Source organism: Paenibacillus chartarius (assembly GCF_042432825.1).
GTDB classification, from domain to species: domain Bacteria; phylum Bacillota; class Bacilli; order Paenibacillales; family NBRC-103111; genus Gordoniibacillus; species Gordoniibacillus chartarius.
This window is the reverse complement of record NZ_JBHLWN010000125.1, coordinates 11,923-33,210: the sequence shown is the minus strand read 5'-3', so window position 1 is coordinate 33,210 and position 21,288 is coordinate 11,923. Positions and strand designations below refer to the sequence as shown.

The 21,288-nt window shown below is 54.9% G+C and carries 10 protein-coding genes; 4 read left to right on the top strand and 6 right to left on the bottom strand.

Annotation, left to right across the window (positions count from 1 at the left end; all coding sequences use genetic code 11):
- Nucleotides 1-23: 23 nt before the first annotated feature.
- Both fsa and ACFFK0_RS30495 read left to right on the top strand, forming a co-directional pair.
- Nucleotides 24-689 carry a fructose-6-phosphate aldolase gene (gene fsa, locus ACFFK0_RS30500; RefSeq protein WP_377475206.1) on the top strand — a complete coding sequence of 222 codons (666 nt, stop codon included), beginning with the start codon at nt 24-26 and terminating at the stop codon, nt 687-689.
- A 393-nt stretch (nt 690-1,082) separates the two neighbouring features.
- Nucleotides 1,083-2,183, top strand: coding sequence for a GGDEF domain-containing protein (locus tag ACFFK0_RS30495; RefSeq protein WP_377475204.1), 1,101 nt, complete (start codon nt 1,083-1,085; stop codon nt 2,181-2,183).
- Nucleotides 2,184-2,318: 135 nt separating this feature from the next.
- Here ACFFK0_RS30495 and ACFFK0_RS30490 read toward each other — a convergent pair whose 3' ends face one another.
- Nucleotides 2,319-7,667: a diguanylate cyclase domain-containing protein gene (locus ACFFK0_RS30490; RefSeq protein WP_377475202.1), complete on the bottom strand. Its 5,349-nt coding sequence runs from the start codon at nt 7,665-7,667 to the stop codon at nt 2,319-2,321.
- Between the two features lie 383 nt (nt 7,668-8,050).
- Here ACFFK0_RS30490 and ACFFK0_RS30485 point away from each other — a divergent pair, with 383 nt between their 5' ends.
- Complete coding sequence (locus ACFFK0_RS30485) at nt 8,051-12,748, top strand: rhamnogalacturonan lyase family protein (protein ID WP_377475200.1); 4,698 nt, start codon at nt 8,051-8,053, stop codon at nt 12,746-12,748.
- A 318-nt stretch (nt 12,749-13,066) separates the two neighbouring features.
- Nucleotides 13,067-14,233, top strand: a complete 1,167-nt coding sequence (locus tag ACFFK0_RS30480; protein WP_377475198.1) for an oligogalacturonate lyase family protein — start codon at nt 13,067-13,069, stop codon at nt 14,231-14,233.
- A gap of 99 nt (nt 14,234-14,332) precedes the next feature.
- Here the strand turns inward: ACFFK0_RS30480 and ACFFK0_RS30475 are convergent, their stop codons facing one another.
- The 5 genes from ACFFK0_RS30475 to ACFFK0_RS30455 all read right to left on the bottom strand — a co-directional run bounded on the left by ACFFK0_RS30475 (nt 14,333) and on the right by ACFFK0_RS30455 (nt 21,255).
- Nucleotides 14,333-15,217 carry a carbohydrate ABC transporter permease gene (locus tag ACFFK0_RS30475; RefSeq protein ID WP_377475196.1) on the bottom strand — a complete coding sequence of 295 codons (885 nt, stop codon included), beginning with the start codon at nt 15,215-15,217 and terminating at the stop codon, nt 14,333-14,335.
- A gap of 16 nt (nt 15,218-15,233) precedes the next feature.
- Nucleotides 15,234-16,124 (bottom strand): ABC transporter permease, encoded by an 891-nt coding sequence (locus tag ACFFK0_RS30470; protein WP_377475194.1) that lies wholly within the window; start codon nt 16,122-16,124, stop codon nt 15,234-15,236.
- 66 nt (nt 16,125-16,190) lie between these two features.
- On the bottom strand, nt 16,191-17,897 hold the full coding sequence (locus tag ACFFK0_RS30465; RefSeq protein ID WP_377475192.1) for an extracellular solute-binding protein: 1,707 nt from the start codon (nt 17,895-17,897) through the stop codon (nt 16,191-16,193).
- A 179-nt stretch (nt 17,898-18,076) separates the two neighbouring features.
- On the bottom strand, nt 18,077-19,522 hold the full coding sequence (locus ACFFK0_RS30460) for a response regulator (RefSeq protein ID WP_377475190.1): 1,446 nt from the start codon (nt 19,520-19,522) through the stop codon (nt 18,077-18,079).
- On the bottom strand, nt 19,519-21,255 hold the full coding sequence (locus ACFFK0_RS30455) for a sensor histidine kinase (protein WP_377475234.1): 1,737 nt from the start codon (nt 21,253-21,255) through the stop codon (nt 19,519-19,521). The genes ACFFK0_RS30460 and ACFFK0_RS30455 overlap by 4 nt, the downstream gene beginning before the upstream one ends.
- Nucleotides 21,256-21,288 lie beyond the last annotated feature (33 nt).

Genomic DNA, 21,288 nt, shown 5'->3' with positions numbered 1-21,288 from the left:
TCATAAAATGGAGGTAATATTCGATGAAACTGTTTATCGACACTGCCAACCTGGAAGACATTAAGAAAGCGTACAAAATCGGCGTCCTGTCCGGTGTAACGACGAATCCGTCCCTGGTTGCCAAAGAAGGCGTGAAATTCGAAGACCGCATTGCCGAGATTTTACGAGAAGTGCCTGAAGTGGAGTCGGTTTCGGCTGAAGTTACGCCGGACGCGCTTACGGCTGAAGAGATGATTGCCCAAGCGAACGAACTGATCAAAATCAATAACTACGACAAGAACATCACGATCAAGCTGCCGATGACGCTGGCGGGCCTGGAAGCTTGCCGTTATTTGAGCAAGAAAGGCGTAAAGACGAACGTCACGCTGATCTTCACCGTCAACCAAGCGCTCTTGGCCGCTCGTGCCGGCGCAACTTACGTATCTCCGTTCCTTGGCCGTTTGGACGACATTTCGGAAGACGGCGTTCAGCTGGTTTCGAAAGTTGCGGAACTGTTCCGTATCCACAACCTGGATGCGCAAATTATCGCCGCATCGGTTCGCCATCCGGATCATGTGACTCGCGTGGCAATGGCCGGCGCTCACATCGCGACGATTCCGTTCTCCGTCATCGAGCAAATCTCCAAGCATCCTCTGACGGATGCGGGCATGGAGAAGTTCGCTGCCGACTGGAAGAAAACTCAAGCCTAACCAACGCATCTTTTGGCGTAAATAGCAAGCCGGCTTCGGGGTTAAACCCGGGCCGGCTTTTTGTTGTTTAGGAAATTATAGTAGCAGCTTATTTTTCGAAACCGTTATTTGACTCGAGACGGGATGAAAAGAGCGATCGCAGTAAAATACGTCACTCAAAATCCGCTAACGTAAATCGCTGAACTCAATAAATCGGCTTATATTTTACCGGGGACATGCACGTATGGAAAACTGCGAAAGCCGATTTTTTTTGCATGGCTGCTTTGTTTGGTTACGTGTCGAATGTGAGAGGTATATGAAGCTTTTTGTCGAATGGGTTCATGAAAGTGCATAAACATCCAACATCCGCTTGACCTTCCATATATTCAACAACTTAGATTGGCGGTGCCTTGCATGCTTCAGACCCTGTATCAAGCGATATCGATCAACTTTTTTACGACGTTTTTCTTTTTTCATATTTTTTTTCGTTATCAGCAGCGGATTACGTCACCCGCGTTGAGATCGGTCATACTGGGAATCGGGTTCGGCATAGCCCAATACATTTACAGACAGTACCCGATTCATGAGGGAATGTCCGAACTGATCATTCTCGGAGGAACTACGTTTATTACTGCAGCCGTATTCGGCGGGGGGATCGCGGCGTTCGTTTCTACGTTCTCGCCACTGTTCTATGAATGGATGTTCCACGCAGGCCATCATCCTGTAACGCTGTACGACGGCGCCTTTAACTTGCTCATTGCCTCCGTTGTAACGGTTGTTTTTTCGTTGGTGCGCTGGAAGAAATGGATTCTGTGGACCGCTCTACATGTGCTGTTTCATATTCATTTGTTCCTGATTACGGATCCGGAACTTTCCTTTGCGCTGCTCCGGTTCGCTGTTGAGCTTGTATGCGGAGCTCTTATTTATTATTTTATTTCCTACATGCACGAGTCCAACGAGTCCAGAAGAAGGCTCGAAAGCCATGCCATAACCGACGGGCTGACCGGGTTGTACAACGCCCGTTTCTTTCAGCAAGCCATATGCAAATCATTTGAGAGTACGCGCAGAAGCGGTGCGGAGCTAGCCCTGTTATTGCTCGACATCGATCATTTCAAGAAAATAAACGATAGTCTCGGGCACCCTACGGGGGATCTTGTGTTAACGGAGTTCGCTTCGCAGCTTCAACGCTTTTTCCATGAGCGCGGCGGCATCGTTTCGCGGAACGGGGGGGAGGAGTTTTCCGTGCTGTGCCAAGGGCTGCCTAGCGGAGACGTAATTCGGGCCGTGGAGGATTTCCAAGCTTTAGTCCGGACTCGATTATTTATCGCCGAACACAAGGACGGGCCGCTGCGGCTTACGTTTTCCGGCGGACTGGTGTTTCGCTCAACCGAACATGCCGATGCGAAATCGTTGTATGAGGCTGCGGACGAGGCGTTATATCATGCGAAGAGAGACGGAAGGGACCGGGTGTGCGGAGCCGGTTTCGGCGAAAAGGCCAAGTCTGCGCACTCGTAAAGCCAGCAGCTGGAAGCGCTTAGCGAAGCGGAGGGGAAGGGAGGGGCTGAACTGTTCCTCTAAAAAAACAAAGCATAACTTGGGCTTATTCAGAAGTCCGAAGTTATGCTTTGTTTTTTTTGCCAACTGTTCTGTTTATTGCCGGCTGTAGAAGCTGTATCGATTTTTTCCTTGCTGTTTAGCTTGGTACATAGCGGCATCCGCTTGCTTGACGAGACTTTCGGAATCATGCCCGTCGTTCGGACACATGCTGATCCCGATACTGGAGCTAATCGATATTTCGATATCCCCCATACGGCACACAGGCCGGAAAGCTTCAAATATGCGTTCCGCCAAGAGCCGGACCTCGTCCTTGTCCTTTACACCGGTAAGCAGCAGCGTAAATTCGTCGCCGCCCAGCCTTGAAACGAGATGCTTCTCCGGCAATGCCGACCGCAGTCTTGACGCTACTTCGCAGAGCAGCTGATCCCCGATTCTGTGACCGTAGGTGTCGTTCACTTGTTTAAAACCGTCCATGTCCAGAAACATCACGGCCAGTTTCGAATCGCTGCCGGAGGAAATATGATCGATTTCGCGAATCAGTGCTTCCTCGAACATTTTCCGGTTCGGCAATCCGGTCAAGGCGTCCAAATAGGCCATGTTCCGAACCAAGTTTTCCGCGCGTTTGCGTTCCGTAATGTCCAGTATGGAGACGACGACATCCGTTGTGCCTACAATCGTACTGACGGTCATCCAAAAATCGCACAGCCTCCCCGCAGCCGTCACCGCTCTGACCTCGTAGGAATGGCGCTGGGCGGAGGTGGTGACCTGCAGGCGTAGGGCGCGTTTCTGCGCTACGATGTTGATATCTTCCTCGAAGATGAAATCGGTCCATCTGCGTCCGACAAGCTCGCTGAGCTCCGTCTCCATGATTCTGGCGAACTCGGTATTGGCGAGCGAGATGCGGCCGTCTTCCGCTACTATCAGCATGGCCGTTCCCGTATTCTCGAAGATGGTCCGATAACGCACCTCCGAAGCTTCCAGCTGCACGTTCAGCTGCTGCAGCTCCTGCGTCCTGACTCTGACTTTATCCTCAAGACTGGCATACAGCGAAGCATTCTCGATCGATATCGCCATCTGCGCCGACAGCAGTCCGAGCATTTCCAGATGTCTGGCCGAGAAGGCATGGGTCATCCGGTTATTTTCCAGATAAAGAACTGCAATCAATTGTCCTTGTTTCAGTACCGGCAGGCAGATGACCGAGCGGATGCCGCACCGGACAATATATTCGTCCTGAGTGAACAGCCCCGCTTGGCATGCATCGTCAAGGATGATGCTCTTCTTGGAACGGGCGACGTAATAAAATATCGCTTCCGGCCTGTCGGACCGGTCGATCGGCTCCATCGGGTGGGCGATGCGGACGGACTGCTCGTGCAATTCACCTTCGGCGGCGACGATCCATTTGCCGTCCTGCCGGATCGCCAGAAATCCGTTCTCGGCTCCGGCGTGCTCGAATACGACCGTCAAGAGCTTATTCAGCATCCGATCGAGCTGAATTTCTTCGGACATCGACTGGCAAGCCTTAACAATTGTTGCCGAATCAAACAACTCTAAGGAGGATAACGTCGTTGCGGCGGAAGCGGGCATCCTGCCGCCCGGCGTCAGCCATTCGGGATACCGTTTCGCCAGCGACGCCGCCTTGGCCGCGGCTCCCCACATCAAATAAGCCTTGTGGGCTTCGGTGAAATACATCTTGGCTACGAGCCGCAAACCTGCGCGCTCATAATGCGCACCTGCGCATTCCGTCGAAATCGCGAAATCTTTCCAGTTTCCGGCCGCCCTTGCGGATTCCGCGGATTGATGATACAGCCGTTCGGCTTCCGCCCTGTCTCCCCGAATCCGGGCCTGCTCCGCTTCGAGCAGCTCGGCTTTATGGAGGAAATTAGACGGATTGTGCCCGGCCCATCTCTTCAGCTGGGCGGACTGAGCATTCAGTTCGGTCAACAAGGCGGGTTGGTCGGCCTGATCGGCGGCATCGTACAGGGCAGCGTTCGTTAAGCCCTGGATGAAAACGTCCTCTGCCGTGATCCAATACTCCGCAACGACTCCGGCGTTTCTCAGCTCGTTGCAGGTCGCCGCAAGCTTGCGGGCTTCCGTATAGTTTCCGAACAAGTACTGAAGCGTCATTTTCAGAGAAGCGTAGTAGCGCAGCGACATCTTCTCCGGCGAACGGGCCAGCTGCTCCGCGAAAGCAAGCTCTTCTTCCGGACTGCTTCCGAGGATCGGCGCATCAGGCGTACCTGCTTGGAGTTTATCGCTCATTCTGCGGAAGCTGTCGATCAAATGAATCGTACTGTTTTTCGTTCTTTGGACGAAGCTGTAACGGGCGTCTATCGTTTCCTGCAGCTTTTCGAGCGGAACACCCCGATAGTAGTCGATTGCGCACCGGACTACGGCGGCATATGTTGCGTACAGCAAATTGCCGCAAGCCTGTCCTTCCCGATACGCTTGATCCAATGCTTCAACGGATTCTTCGACCGGGCTGACCCAATGGGACAAGGAGGCTCCCAGCATGAACCGGCTCGTGCAAGCGAGACGATTGTTCCGGTACGTGTCCGCCACGCCGATCGCAAGACGGCCGTAAGCATAGGCCTGTTCATAGGCGCCGAGTCTGGCGAGAACGACGGCGTAGGTGATGTATCCGGCCGAAGATTCCGCCTGATTGCCGTATTGCATGGACAAATTTACGATGCGCAAGCTGACGAGCGTGTACAAGCGCATGTTGATCATATAAAGCGATGTTAATATACACGCATATAGCATCAGCACTTTTAACATTTGCCGATCGGTCATGGCAGGAAGCGCGAGCAGCTCCGGTATTTCCCGACCGTTCATGAAGCTGCCGGCCTTAGCGAGCTCGACATTGATCTGCGCTTCGACATCTTGATCATGCAGATCAATTCCGAACATGCCAAGACCAATGCTGGCGATTCGCACGGCTTCCTGAAATTGCCCCAGTGACGTACACATGCGGACCAATAGAACATAGATATCCGCCGTTTCTTCCGGCGAACGGAGGTGCGGAAGCAGCGCCTCCAAGCCGTTCTTCGCTTCCTCGTGCCGGCCGATCCAGAACAAGCATTCGGCAAGCTCTTTTTCCAAAGCAACCGCTACGTCGTATCGCTGCGTCCATTCGTCATCGCCCATTAAAGATTTGGCCCGATGCAGCAGATTGACGGCCGTCTCATAAGCGGCGGTTTTGCTCGCTTTGAAGCCGGCCTCTGCGAAGATGAGAAGAGCTTCCTCCCGCACGGCTGTCCCGGAGTTCTCGATATAGGCCGAGGCACATTCCAGATGATGGGCGATTTCGAAGATCCGGTTGTCTCCTCGGTATTCGGCAGCTTCATCGGCCGCCTCTTTCAGAACCTTGGCAATCTTCGCATGCACGCTGACCGTACGTTCCGGATCCGCAAGCCGATAGGCCGCTTCCTGAATTCGCCCATTGGCGAAGGCGTATCCTTCCGTTGACTTCACCAGCAATCCCGCTTGCACGGCTGGCCATATCCGGGAAGAAGCTTCTTCCTCGGCGAGCGCGCAGACTGCGGCCAGTACGTTCGGGTCGAAAGAAGTACCGAGCGCTGCCGCAGCATGGAGCAGCCGCTGCAATTCCGGGGACAAGCTCGTTAGATTGCGAATTACGGACTCGGTCACATTTTCCGTAAATTCGAGTTTAAGAATGCGCTCCGTGTCCCATTGCCATTGCCGGGCTTGCCGGTCGTAACGGAGAAGTGCTTCCTGAACGATCCTTTGCAAAAACTGGCCTGCGAAGAACGGGTTGCCCAGCGTCTTCCGGAAGACTGCGCCTGCGAGCGGCAAACAGGCTTCGGCGGACATATCCAGCGCACCGGAGACGTATTGAAGGAGCTGGGATTCCGTCCAATCCGAAAGAGCGATGCGGCACACGTACGTTTCTTCGGTTTCGGCGGCATGCATAACGTGTGCCAACGGCGCACAGGGAGAGACGGCATCTTCTCTGCAGGCGAATACCAACAGCAGCTTGCCCGGCATATCGTCGGTTAAGAGACGTTGGAGCATCCGAACGGAGCCCGGGTCCGCCAAGTGGAAGTCGTCCAGCCACAGAACGAGAGCCGGACCGTGCTGCACGATGGCGCTGACAAAGCAGCGAAACGCCTTGAAGTACAGCTCTTCCTTCGATATGGCAATCGAATCCCCGGAAGCCGCGGCGCCGGTAAAGAGCCAGGCCGAATCCGAGAACGTCTCGATCATGAGTGCGGCTGCGTGACCATCAAGAACTTCGGCCATTGTGCGTTCCCAGAACCGGATCTCGTCTTCGCCGGCCAGCAGGAGAGAGTCGAACCATTGGCGGATCGCGAGGCGAATGCCTTCATAAGGGACCTGCTTTTTGTTATGGTCGAACCTGCCCGAGAGGAAACGGCCTCCGCGCTGCAGTACAGCACTTCGGAACCGCTCCATCAGCTCGGTTTTGCCGACGCCGGCACTTCCCGTAATCGCCGCAAGTCCAGAGCCTCCCGCTTCAATCCGGTCGTAACTATCCGAAAGGCGCTCCCACGCCGCCGACTTGCCGAACAGCGGCTGTAGAAGCCGAAGCTGACCGGGCACGTCATCAACCGGCGGAATGACGGTCCGTACGGCCCCCGTCCGCCGCCATTCTTCATATATGGCTTCCAGATACGACACGATGCAGGCGGCGCTGCGATAACGCTCCTCGGGGTTTTTGGCCATCATCTTCATGATCATCGCGGAAAGAACTTCCGGTATTGACGCATCGTATTCATGCAGGGGGACCGGAGCTTTGGTCATATGGGCGAAGGCCCACCCGAGAGGATCACTTGCCGTAAGGGGCAGCGTGCCGGCGAGCATTTCATAAAACACGATTCCTAGCGAATAAAAATCCGTACGGTAATCGAGTGCGCGGTTCATTCTCCCTGTCTGCTCCGGCGACATGTACGGAAAAGCGAGCGAAGCTCGATCCTCGATTTCCGGCAGCGTGTGGACGGAGCAGATCGGTTCGGACATACCGAAATCGATGAGCCGAACCGATTGGCCCGTCCCGGTTACGATGAAATTGCCGGGATGAATATCTTTATGAAAGATGCCGCAGGAATGAACGGCATGAAGCTCGTTCGCCATGGAAAGCGCCAGCGGAAAAAAAGCCGGCAGATCCAGCTTTTTGCCGGTCATATAGCGGCTTAGCGGGGGTCCCGGTATGTACTCCAGGATCAAAGCCGTTCCCTCGGGAATCTGAACGACCCCATAGGACTTGCGAATGCCCGCTGAAGCAAGAATATTGCTGAATTGATGCTCATGAGCGAGCAGGCTCTCCGCAGAATGGAAGACCGGGCTCGGATGGAGCAGTTTGATGATGACGGGCGAGGGGGATTCCTTACCGAACGTACCTCTGTAAATGGTCGTACGGGAGCCCTCGGTTAGAAGCTCTTGGATGGTTACATTGGATTCGATCAAGTCGACTTTCACTTCCATCGTATGTGGTAACGAACGTTTTCGACGGATATTGTCGAATTCCTTCTACATTGATGATACGGTTTACAATGCCTTAAGGTAAATCTCTACTATTTTTTAAAATAAACCAGGCGGATCCTGCCACTGTCGTTCCATGATGTATTTTTCACTGTTATTTAACTGAGAAAGTCGGTTTTTTATAGGGGATAAATATCCTGCGATATCTATAATAAAGAATGTCTTTTCTCTGTGAAATGCAGACTCGTCTTACGTTGAAAGCGTTTCAATATCCGGTGGTAAGGGGGAATCAGCAATACACAGTTTTGTAACCGGCTACAAACGGTAGTTTGTTCTCACCCATCATGGAATAGGAGGTCTTAAAACAAATGAGCAGTAGACGATCAATGAGAAATTCCTTCGCAACGAGGCTGTTTACGGTGCTGCTGACCGTCGTCATGGCTTTACCGCTCTACGTCGTTCCGGCGAGCGCTGCGGACACGGTGCTGGTTAACGAAGATTTCAGTACATATCCGCCTAGTCCGATCGTAATTGGAAGCGGTAACAGTTGGACGAAGGAAGGCACGGCACCGCTTTTTGAAGTCAATACCGATACGGTAGCGGGCATTACATATGGGGCTATCCACCATCCGGCTACCGGTACGTCGTACTTGGGACAGCGGTTTACTCCGCAAACCGGCGGCATGATCATGGAGTTTGACGTCAATCTTCCGTCCGACAAAGGCGGTACGTTCTGGGTGATGGACGGGAAGGTCAATGCGACGAACGCAGGGGCCATTCGGTTCGTAATGGATCAAGGAGTTTTGAAGCGCCATAACGGCCCGACCTTGATCAGCTACGACAAGACGCTTTGGTATCATTTTAAGATCGTCTTCAATATTCCAAAAAATACGTACGAGCTCTCTATTATCGATAAGTCAACCGGAGCTGAGGTGAAGGACAAGCAAAGCTTCTACTCCGCCCGTCAACGTCTCAGCAGCTTCTCGTTCGTTCCAAATGCAGGCGGCGGCAAATTCAATATCGCCAATGTGAAGCTGACGGTAATGGACTTGGCTTTGAGCAGCCTGGAGCTGGATGCGGGAGAAGTGAAGCCGGAGCTTGCTTTCGATCCGGCGGTGGAGAGTTACTCAGTGGCCGTTCCGTATTCCGTGAATACGATCTCGGTTACGCCGACTGCGAGCAATGTCGAAGGAACCGTCCTGAAGGTGAATGGCAGCACGGTAACAAGCGGCTCTGCTCTGCCGGTTGCGGTTACGGGAACGGCTTCCTCGATTGACGTCACCGTTGCATCGTCCGTGTATACGGATGTGTACCGCACTTACAAAGTTGCGGTGACGAAGCTGGAGAAGTCCCCGCAGGTGACGAACCTGGCCGCGGAAGGACGTGACGGCGAAGTTCGTCTCGGCTGGACGAAGCCGGCTGACCCGGCGTACCAGAAGGCGAATATTTATATGGTGAACCCTGATCAAACACGCACACTGGTAACTTCCGTACCGAAAGGTACATACATTGCCTCCGTACCTGGTCTTCAGAACGGAACAACGTATACCTTTGACGTAACAGCCGTATATGAATATGAAGGTGAATCGCCTTCGGAATCTGCAGCAGCGACGATAACGGCGGCACCGGCGCTTCATCCGGCAAGACAAATGGAAGCGCTTGATCGCGGCTTGGTCGCCGTGAAACAGGCGGATCATGTGTATGTCGGATGGCGCCTGCTCGGTAGCGACCTGCCGAACACAGCGTTCAATGTGTATCGTGACGGAGTGAAAATCAATTCGGCCCCGATTACGCAGAGCACGAACTATACGGATGCCTCGGGAACGGTTCAGTCGAAATATTCGGTAAGACCGGTGGTGAACGGCGTCGAGCTGCCGCCATCGGAAACCGTAACGGTATGGGGCGCGAACTATGTGGATATTCCGCTTCGAAAGCCTGCAGATGGCGTGAACATCAAAGGAGAAAAATACTCTTATCGGGCTAACGATGCATCGGCAGCCGACCTTGACGGTGATGGTACTTACGAGATCGTTCTAAAGTGGGATCCGACCAACTCCAAAGATAATTCCCAACCGGGAGTTACAGGAGTGACTTACGTAGACGCTTACAAAATGGACGGCACGTTCCTGTGGCGCATCGATATGGGCGTTAACATCCGTTCCGGCGCTCACTATTTGCAACCGATGGTGTACGATCTGGACGGCGATGGTAAAGCGGAAATCGCGATGAGAACGGCCGACGGTACGGTGGACGGCACAGGTGCGGTTATCGGCGACGCGCAGAAGGATTACCGCAATGCGGACGGATATATTTTGGAAGGACCCGAGTACTTGACCATCTTTGACGGACTGACAGGTAAAGCTCTCGCTACAACGGACTACGATCCGCCAAGAGGTACAGTCGGCAACTGGGGCGATACGTATGGCAATCGGGTTGACCGCTTTGGCGCTGCCATCGCTTATTTGGACGGTGTGAGACCGAGCGTTGTTGTCCAGCGCGGTTATTATACTCGCATGACGTTTGCGGCTTACAACTGGAGAGACGGCGAACTGACGAAATTGTGGACGTTCGATTCCAATACGCCCGAGAATAGCGGGTATGCCGGACAAGGCAATCATCAGCTGAGCGTTGCGGATGTGGACGGCGACGGCAAGGATGAAATCTTTACCGGTTCCGCTGCAATCGACAATGACGGTAAAGGTCTGTGGACTTCGGGTATGGGCCATGGCGATGCGATGCATCTGAGCGACCTGATCCCGGGGCGTCTGGGCTTGGAAATTTGGACTGTACAAGAGGAAACGGGCAGACCGTACTCGGCAATCATGAAAGATGCCAGAACCGGTGCGACGCTGTACGGACAGCCTCAAGTCGGCGCGGATACGGGCCGGGGCCTGGCGGCGGATATTGACCCAAGGTACCCGGGAGCGGAGGCTTGGGCGATCGACGCAACGAAGTCGTCCAGCACGGAGAGCAACTTGAACGGCTTCCTGTATACCACCGACGGCGTCAAAATTTCCAATGAAATCCCTACGTCGAACTTCGCGATCTGGTGGGACGGCGATGTAAGCCGAGAACTGCTCGATCACGATTGGAGTGCCGCCGAGAATAAGGGCGTTACGAAAATCGACAAGTGGAATTATGAAACGAACAGCTTGGAGCGTCTTGCTACGTTTACCGGCACAGCTTCCAACAACAGCACCAAAGGCAACCCGTCCCTGCAGGCGGATTTGCTAGGTGACTGGAGAGAAGAGGTCGTCGTTAGAACCGAAGACAGCAGCGCACTGCGGTTGTATACGACGACCGATGTAACGGATCGCCGCATTCCAACGCTGATGCACGACCCGGTATATCGCTTGGCTGTCGCTTGGCAGCTGACCGGCTACAACCAGCCGCCGCACACGAGCTACTTTATCGGTACGGGGATGAGCGAGCCGCCGATGCCGAATATGTATACGAATGAGATTCGTGCAGCTCACATTACGGTGTCCAGCGGCACGTATGAAGTTGAAGCAGGCGGTAAGCTGCAGCTGTCGGCCATCTTCACGCCGGCGGCGACGACGAATCAATCGGTAACATGGTTCGTCTATAACGAGGACGGATCGAACACCTGGAACGCTTCGATCGATGCTAACGGGCTGTTGACAGCAAATGCCGCTGGCAAAGTCAAAGCTGTGGCGAAAGCGAACGACGGTTCGGATGTGGAAGGATATGCGATCATTACCGTGAAGCCGGCATCGGACGATGATGACGACGACAGTGGCAACGGTAATGGAAACGGTAATGGAAACGGTAACGGTAATGGTAACGGAAATGGCAACGGAAATGGTAACGGTAATGGGAACGGAAATGGTAATGGTAACGGAAATGGTAATGGTAACGGAAATGGAAACGGCAACGGCAACGGTTCGGCCGATAAGGAAGTAACGATTACGAAGCCGGCTACTGTCGATCCCGAAGGTAAAGCATCGGTTAGTGTTACCGCAGAAGAGATTCGGAAAGCAATCGCTTCAGTAACCGGCGCGGAACAAGTAACCATTTCCGTCCAGCCTGCCCAAGCCGCCAAGGAAGTGGTGGTATCACTGCCTGTGAAAGAGCTCAACGAAGCAGCAGATCGGAAGGTCGAAACGGTCAAGGTTCAAACAGGGCTGGCCACGATCTCGATTGATCTGAAGCTGCTGGGCGATGCCGGCAACACATCATCCAAGGTTGAGCTTCGCACGGCGAAGGTGGATACAGCGAATTTGTCCGCGGAAGCGCAGGCTCGAATCGGCGGCAGCACGGTGTACGATTTTGATCTGACGGTTGACGGCAAGAAAGTAGAGAAATTCGGAGGCGGCGTCAAGGTTGAAGTGGCATATACGCTGAAGCCTGGCGAGAATCCGAACCACGTAGTTGTATATTATATCAATGACCAGGGCCGCCTGGAAGTCGTGAAGAACGGCAAATATGATCCGGCAACAGGCAAAGTAACGTTCAAGCCGCAGCACTTCAGCAAATACGCAGCGGCAGTGGCTCCGGTCAGCATGAAAGATATTGCGGCGGTTGACTGGGCGAAGAACAGCATCGAAGCGCTCGTCGCAAGATCGATCATTGAAGGTGTGGGCAACGGTGCGTTCGAGCCGAACCGTAACGTTACGAGAGCGGAATTCCTGAAAATGCTCATGCAAGCGTTCGAGCTGTCCGACGAGTCGGCAAAGAGCACGCTTAGCGATGTGCAGGAAGGAAGCTGGTACTACAGCCCGGTAGCAACAGCGCAAAAGCTCGGTATCGTGCAAGGCAAAGCGGACGGCAGCTTCGGCGTGAACGAAACGATTACCCGCCAGGATATGGCGGTAATGGCGTACCGCACGGCACAGCACTTGCAGATGACGATCGGTTCGGAAGCTTCTTCCAGCGATTTCAAAGACAATGCCGAGATTGCTTCTTATGCGGCGGCCGCCGTGAAGCAGATGAAGTCCGGCGGTGTCATTGACGGGGTCGGCGACGGCATCTTCTCGCCAAACAGCGAAACGACGCGGGCACAAGCAGCCGTTATCATTCACAGGCTGTTCAATCTTGCGGAGTAAATAATTCACCAAACAAAGAGATGGTTTCCGGATTGACGGAAGCCATCTCTTTTTGTATAAGTGTCATCACGGTTTTTTAAACAAAACTCATCTGATTTTTAACAAGCCATTTCGAAACTGAACAAGTAAAATGAAGCATACTGGGCGATCCCCAGTGGTCGAGCAGGCGGTTTCATTCAGCGGTCCTATTCTTGCAAGGGCTTACATATTACGGCAACACATTGATGATGGCGGCACATGGCTTAGTTGCCACAGCAGCATGGGCCCTAAATGTAAAGAACCACTATGACTTTATGATACGGAAAGAGGGAAGGACTTATGAAAGGAACGATTTGGCCATCCGAGTGGAGCATTGTGCATGATCTGATAACGGGATTGCCGATGCGGCAATTAACGAATTATTTGGCGCACAGCTATCATCTGTATTTTACGAATGACGGCTGGGTGGACGGCGGGCGAAAGGTGCTGTTCGGATCGGAGCGCGCAAACGCGTCCAATTTGTTCTGCCTGGATCTTGGCAGCGGCGAAATTCGGCAGCTGACGGACTATCGGGACGGCAAGACGAATTTTCAAAATGCCTACGTAAACCCGAACGGCGGCGAAGTGTATTTTACCCGGGAAGCTCATATTGTCGCGCTCGATCTGGACAGCCTGGCGGAGCGCACGGTGTACGAAGCGCCAAACGGGTACGGGCTGGGGAATGTGAGCTGTACGGCGGACGGCCGCTTGATCTGCTTCAGTCTGAAGGAGGATTTGTCGGATCGCATCCGCACGTCGCTGGGGGCCGGGTATGTCGGCTTCGAGGAGACGGCGCGGGCCAAGCCCCATTGCCAGATCGTTGCCGTTCCGGCGGCGGGCGGCGAGGCGCGGGTGCTGCACGAGGAGCGCTGCTGGATCGGCCATGTGAATGCGTCGCCGACGCAGCCGGAGCTGTTAAGCTTCTGCCATGAAGGGCCGTGGGATCTCGTCGATCACCGGATCTGGTGTCTGAACATCAAGACCGGCGACGTATGGCGGATTCGGGACTCCGGGGACCGGGTCTTCGTCGGCCACGAATATTGGCACGCCGACGGGGTCCGCATCGGCTATCACGGCTACACGGAGTCGCTGGACAACGCGGACGGCAAGTTTATCGGGTCGGTCCGGTACGATAACACCGGGCGGGAAGAAGAGTCGTTCCCGTTCCAGAACATGCATATCCATTCCAACAACGCGGAGCTCATTGTCGGTGACGGCCAACAGACAAGCGCTTATCACGGGGAACAGCGGCAGGATACGATCCGCCTATGGAAGAAGATCGGCGGCCGGCTGGAAGGGCCTCGCCTCCTGTGCCGTCACCGGGGCAGCTTCCAATCGCAGAAGGTGCATGTGCATCCGAGGTTCAGCCCGGACGGCAAGCACGTGCTGTTTACGAGCGATATGAACGGCTACGGCAATCTCTATTTGATCGAGGTTCCGGATTTCGAATCGCTGCCTACCGCTTAAATTTCCACAATGAACCGACAAAAACAGCGGCATTCCAAGACTTCGCAATCGTCGTCTTCGGAACGCCGTTGTTTTGTTGTACGACGAAACCGTGTTCAGTTACTCCTTCACGGAGCCTAACGTAATCCCATGGATGAAAAACCGCTGCAGGAACGGATACACGACGAGCACCGGCAGCATCGCGATGAAAATTTTGGCGGCGTTCAGCGTCTGATTCGACAGCTCGCTCATCCGCTTCAGCTGCTCCGTGTTCATCGTATTGGCGTCGATGATGACGACGAGCTGCTGGATGTACGTTTGCAGAGGGTAATGATCGGCTTTGGACATGAGCACCAGCCCGTTGAAAAACTCGTTCCAATGATACACGATGCTGAACAGCGTAACGGTCGCCAATACGGGAACGGCAAGCGGAATGTAGAGCTTCGTCAGCGTGTACCACGGCCCGGCCCCGTCCACCAGCGCAGCTTCCTCCAGCTCCTTCGGCAAATTGCGGAAAAAGTTGACGACAAGAATGACGTTGAACACCGGAACGCTGTGCCCGAGCACGAGTCCCCAAATGTTGTTGATGAGCCCGAGCGCTTTGACCGTCTGGTACCAGGGAATGAGCCCGCCGTTAAACAGCATCGTAAAGACGAGAATCCACATAAACACATTGCGCAGCGGAAAATCTTTCGTATGCTTCGATAGCGGATAAGCCATCAGTACCGTAACGATGAAGTTCACGGCCGCCCCGAGCAGCACCCGCTGTATGGAAATGCCGAAGGAATTGAAAAACTTGCGGTCGCCCATAATTTCGTAATACGAGTTCAAGTTGAAGCCGATCGGCCACAGTCGAACGAGACCGGCCGCCGCCGCCGATTTCTCGCTGAACGAGACGGCCAGCGTATACCAGATCGGCAGGATACATAGCAGCGAAATCCCGACCAGCAGCACCAGAAGCGCAGCATCGAACGCCCTCGAGCCGAGCGAAGTTTCTCTTACCATAACGATGCTCCTCCTTCTAGAAGATCCGGTAATTGGCGAATTTGGAGGCCAGGTAGTAGGACGTTGCGATGAGAATGAAGCTGATGACCGACTTCATCAAGCCCATTGCCGTCGCAAGGCCGTACTGTAAATTCACCAAGCCGGTCCGGTACACCCATGTGTCGATAATATCGCCGGTCGAATAGACGAGCGGATTGTATAAGTTGAACACCTGATCGAAGCCGGCGTTCAGCACGTTGCCGAGACTGAGCACGCACAGCAAAATGACGGTCGTAGAGATGCCGGGAAGCGTAACGTTGGTCAGCCGCTGCAGGCGGCTGGCTCCGTCGATGGAAGCTGCCTCATACAAAGCGGGGTTAATTCCGGTTAGCGCCGCCAAATAAATAATCGTGTTGAAGCCGAATTCCTTCCAAACGTCGCTGCCGACAATCAGGAAAGGGAACAAGTCCGCGCGTCCGAAGAAGAGCACCGGCTCCAGGCCGATGGCTGTCATCAGACTGTTGACCGGTCCTTTATAGGCGAACAAATCCAGCAAAATACCGGAAAGAATAACCCAGGACAAGAAGTGGGGCAAGTAGACGACGGTTTGAATCCACCGCTTCAGCACCTGCAGGCGAAGCTCATTGAGCATAAGCGCGAATATCAAAGGTACGAGCAAATGGGCGATAATTTTCATAACGGCGATCACAATCGTATTGCGGAACACGGTGGCGCTGTCGCTTAAGGTCAGCATATACTTGAAATGCTCCAGCCCGATCCATTCCGAATGCAGGATGCCAAGTCCCGGATTGTAGTCCTGGAAGGCGATCACGAAGCCGAACATCGGGACGATGCTGAACAGCGTCAGCCACACCATGCCCGGCAGCAGCATCAGATAGTAATGCTTGACGAAGCCTTTGGTTTTCATAACGGTTTCTCCCTCCCGACCCGCCGATGCAAAGGGCGCCAACCGCAGTCGGCGCCACAGATCGCTCTATTGCTTGCTGGCTTCCTCGACTTCGGCGGTAATTTGGTCGCCGCCTTGCTTCTTCCAATCCTGGACGAACTGGTCGAACGCTTCCAGCGGAGCGGCGCCCATGATGATCTTCAGGAACGTTTCCTTCTCCAGCTTATCAAGCGTAGGCCACTTGCTTTCCATCGATTTCGTTTGCGAATACGTCGCGCTGTACGTTTTCTTGTAAGGCTGCTGCAGCGCGGCGACGCCGACGAAGGTGGAGTACATGCGCTTCCATATGCCGAGGTCCGCCGTCGGATTCCAGTACTGAATATCGACTTTGTCATACGGCTCGAGCTTGACCTTCTTGATGTTCTCCGCATCGGCCCGCAGCAGCTTGTAGCCCGGCAGATCAAGCTCCTCCGGCTTCTTCGTGCCGGCCAGCACCTCCTTGAGCATCTTCAGCGTTACGTCCATCTCGTCCATCGGGGCGAATACGACGCGCAGCGGATAGTTGGAGACGGCGACCTTGACATCGAACTTCGATTCGTCCCGCAGCAGCAGGTTGACCATCTTGAGCGCCGCTTCCGGATGCTCATAGCCTTTGCGTACGACCAAATATTGGTTGGACGGCGTTCCCATGTGCGGGGTAAACTCGCCCTTGGCGTCGAGCGGTACGGCGTACGCCTGCCAATTCGCCTGCGGGTTGTTCTTGATCGCGTCGCCCAGCGGGCCGTACCCGCCCCACCACATGCCGAAGTAGATGCCGGATGCGCCGCTCTTGATCAGCTCCGCCGAATCCTTCCGCACGCTCATTTCCTTATCGATCAGTCCCTTCGCGTACCAATCGCGAAGCTTGGCCAAGGCTTGCTTCGTCTCCGGAAGAATCGAGCCGTACGAAATTTTGCCGTCGTCACCCTTGATCCAGAAGCCGGGATACGAATGGTAGGAGGAGAACACCGGATCGAAGCCATAGTTATTGTTGTTCGGCGTAATGAAATTTGCGTGAAGAAGGCCGCCGGACTGCGGACCTACGATACCGATCGTATCCGCCTTGCCGTTGCCGTCCGGATCCTGTTCCACGAAAGCCTTGGCAACTTTCTCGAGCTCTTCAACCGTCTTCGGAACGGCCAGCCCGAGCTTGTCGAGCCAATCTTTGCGAATCCACATCAGATGCACCATGTCCGATTCGGTCGTGACGTTCGGGATCGCCATCATTTTACCGTTGAAGGTCACGGCTTTCGTAGCGAGACCCTTCGTCGTATCGATGATCCCTTTCATCGCAGGAGATGCGTATGTGTTGTACACTTCGGTCAAATCCGCCAGCTGGTTCGCTTTGACCATCTGCCGCAGCTGTGTGTCGTTGACGACCATGGCGTCCGGCAAATCGTTGCTGGCGATCGACAAGTTGACCTTCTGGTCGTAGTCTTTGCCGGTCGCGGCCTGCCAGGCGATCTTCGTCTGAATGTTAAGATTGTCCTTGACATAACGGGTGTACTGGTTGCTCTCCGGCGTATCGCCCGGCGGCAGCGTTTTGTCGGACGGGTCGACGCTAGCGCCGATGTTGATGGTAACCGTGTTCTGGTATTTGCCGAACGGATCGGCGGGGCCTTGCTGGGTATTCGCCGCTGCCGGGTCGGTGGTCGAGCCGCTGCCGCCGTTTGCAGGCTCTTTGGCGGTACAGGCCGGTATGACGGCAAGGGCGGCGACCAGCATCAGCTTGATTGTTGCATCCATCTTGCGCATGGATTCCCCTTCTTTCGTTTCGATATCGCTTACATGTATGAGGTTATCACGAAACCGGCGCGGGGCCGGATAGACAATCGTTACAAGGTAGGGGAGGGGATTGACCGGAGTTGCGGCGGTTTGGGCCGGCCGCCGGCTCCATCAGCGAACAATGCTCTACCTTGCAGACGGACGATCGTCTACCCTTGGCGCCGGGATTGGCGATATTCGCTCGGCAGCATGCCGGTCTGGTCGCGGAACGTGCGGCTGAAATATTTTTCATCCAAGTAACCGGTGTTCTCGGCAATCCACTGAATCGTCTTCGTCGAGTAGAGCAAATATTGTTTCGCCTGTTCGATGCGGCAATAACGCAAGTAATCGTTAAACGTCCTGCCGATGATGTCGCGGAAGCATTGGCTGAAGTAGCTGCGGCTCATGTTGACCCGCCGGGCGACGTCCCCGGACGTGAGCTGCTGATGAAGCTCCTGCTGAATAATGCCGACAGCCTTCATAACGGCTTGAGCGACTTCCGGCGAGTAGGAAGGCTTGTCCAGCCCTTGACGTATACGCCCTCGTGCCTCGGCAAGCCAGCGCTCCACCTCGTGCCAGGCGGTGAACGGCTTAAGCGGCTGCACCTGCCGGATATCGCTCGTACCGAACAGACGCTTCCAGCTGTCGAGCAGCGAGTAGAGCAGGCCGATCAAGATCGTTTGCGGGAGCCGCAGTCGCCTCAGCCGACCGATGGAATCCCGGAACACGGTATCGTTGTAAATCCAGTCCCAGGCTAAGAAGACGCTCTTGAGCTCCGACAACAGCGCTTCCGGATCGGCCGGTATGTCGAGGCGTTCCCGCCGGCCGAATTCAAGGGCGATGAGCGGAGTGCGAGGGTCGAAATCGTAAAACAGCTCTCTGTCCCGGTATTCCCGCAGCCACTGCCTAACCTCCTTGCGCGAGGCGCCGCGAACACCGCTTAGCTGAAGGATCGCCGAGCCGGGTTCCGCTTGGATTCCCGTCCTGCCGTCGTCCTGCAAATGAAAGACCTCATGAAGCGGAACTCCGTCCAAAGCAGCTGGTGCAGGATCATCGCCCGCCGCTATCCAAATCCGGTCGTCCAGCTCTTCCCACGCGCTGAGTAAGGTCTGGGGACTGCTGCGCAGCCATTCGTCGCCTTCATTCGGCTCCAGCCTCATCGTGATGTAGGCGGTATCGTAGGTGAAGCATTCGCTTCGTTCAAGCTTCGGCTCGGCTCCGGCGTGCTCCTTCGACTCTGCGATACGCGTCGAGATCCGCTCCAGCACTTCCTCGAACCGTTCCCGTTCGAGCTGCACCTTGGCGATATAATCGATCGCTCCGAGCCGCAGCGCCTCTTGCACGTATTCGAAATCCTGATGCAGCGTCAGGACGACGATGTGCAGCCGCGGATACCGCTTGCGGACAATCCGCATCAGTTCAATTCCGGACATGACCGGCATCGCCAAATCCGTCAGCAGCAAATCGACGTCGTGCTCCTGCAAATAGTCCAGCGCCTTCTCGCCGTTGCTCGCCTCGCCGACAACCTCCATGCCGAATTCGCTCCAAGGCATGGCGGAAATCAGCCCTTTGCGCACGAGCTTATCGTCGTCCACGACGAGTACCCGAATGGTCATATCGCTTCAGCCTCCTGTATCGGCAGGCGGAGCAGCACCTGCGTGCCCTGCCCGATGACGCTGTCGATGTGCAGCTCGGCCTGCGTCCCGTATTGGGTTTCCAGCATTCTTCGCACATAGCTCATCCCGATGCCCATCCCCACTTTGCGTTGATCGCCGCCCTGCTGCTCCAGCAGCTCGCGGATCGTCTCCTTCGACATGCCGCTTCCGTTGTCGCCGATCGTAATGTCGATCCGGTCCCCGTCACCCCGTACATTAACTTCGATGTATCCGTTATCATCCAAGCCGTGATAAAGCGAATTTTCCACAATCGGCTGCAAAATAAACCGGGGAACCGGCGCCTTCAGCACCCGTTCGTCCACATGGATCCGCACGTCGAATTCAAAATCGTAGCGAATCTGCTGCAGCGTCAAATATTGCCGCAGCGCATCGAGCTCTTCCTCGATCGTCGCCGTTTGCCCGAGCTTGCCCAGGTTATAATAGAGCAGCTTGTTGAGCGACAGCACCAGCCGGTCGATTTCGGTTTGGCCGTTCATGACGGCCAGCCAATGGACGGTGTCCAAGGAATTCATAAGAAAATGCGGGTTAATTTGATACAGCAGCTTTTCCACCTCGAGATCGACGCGGCGCTTTTCCTTGAGCTCGATCTCCGAGAACAGCGTCCAGATCTGCTCCTTCATCTGCCGGAACTGATGGAGCAGCACGTCGAATTCCGGGATATGGGTCGCCGCCGATTTCGTCTCGTCCGGCGTCTGAGGCAGCGTCCGGCTCTGGGTCATGAGCTTGATTTCCTTGTTGAACTTGTTCAAGGGCTTGTACACCATCCGCCACAGCAGCCAGGCCAGCAGCAGGCTGACGGCGAGCAGGACGAAGGCGAACAGGGCGATCTGGACGAACCAGCGGTTCAGCTCCCGGCGGTAATCGGCGGCCGGAATCAGCGAGACGATGCTCCAGCCTTGATTGCTCCTCTCCTTGAACCATACATAGCCATGCGCCTCTCCGGACTCTTCCGCGGATAGCCCGGCGGGAAACGGTGCGCCGCGGGGGAAGGCGTCGCCGCGCTCGCTGTAGACGATTTTTCCGTCGTTGTCCAAAAACAGGTGGGATACGGCGCCGCCGAACTGGTCGTTATCCAGAATCGCCTGTGTCAGTTTGAAGCCGGTCTCGATGTACACGTAGACGTCTTCCCGCTGCGGGAGCGGCACTTTGCGGACGGCGGACAGCACGTATTGATTGTCGAACCGGTTGTTGCTGATGTGGGGGCCATAATAGGAAATGCCGTAATACTGCACGAGAAGGGGAAGCGTATCGAGAGTGAAGCCGTCTTTCACCGCCAGATTCTCGAACCGGTAGCTGTTATCGTCCTTAAATACGTACATCGTCAGACCGATAGAGGGGTTGGTGAACGTAATCGTCGAGATCTCATTGCCGAGCTCTTCGGTGAGCTTCAGCCTCTCGAACGGATGCTCGGCGGACAAAATTTGACCGAGCTTTTGTCCGGCGGAGCCTTCGAAAGCGAGCTGCTGGGGGACGAGCTGCTGCGAAACGTGGTTGAGGTTCGTGATCGTATTCTGCAGCGACAGCTCGACTTGCCGCAGATTGCTTTGCATCCCGGATTGCAGCTTGTTTGTCACAATGGAGTATATGGTCACATACGAAATGGCGATGATACCGGCGAACGGAACGAACGAGCTGACGAGAAACAAAATAATAATGCGGCGCTTCAGCGTCAAGTATTCATACAGACGGGAGCGCCGCCGGTGGAG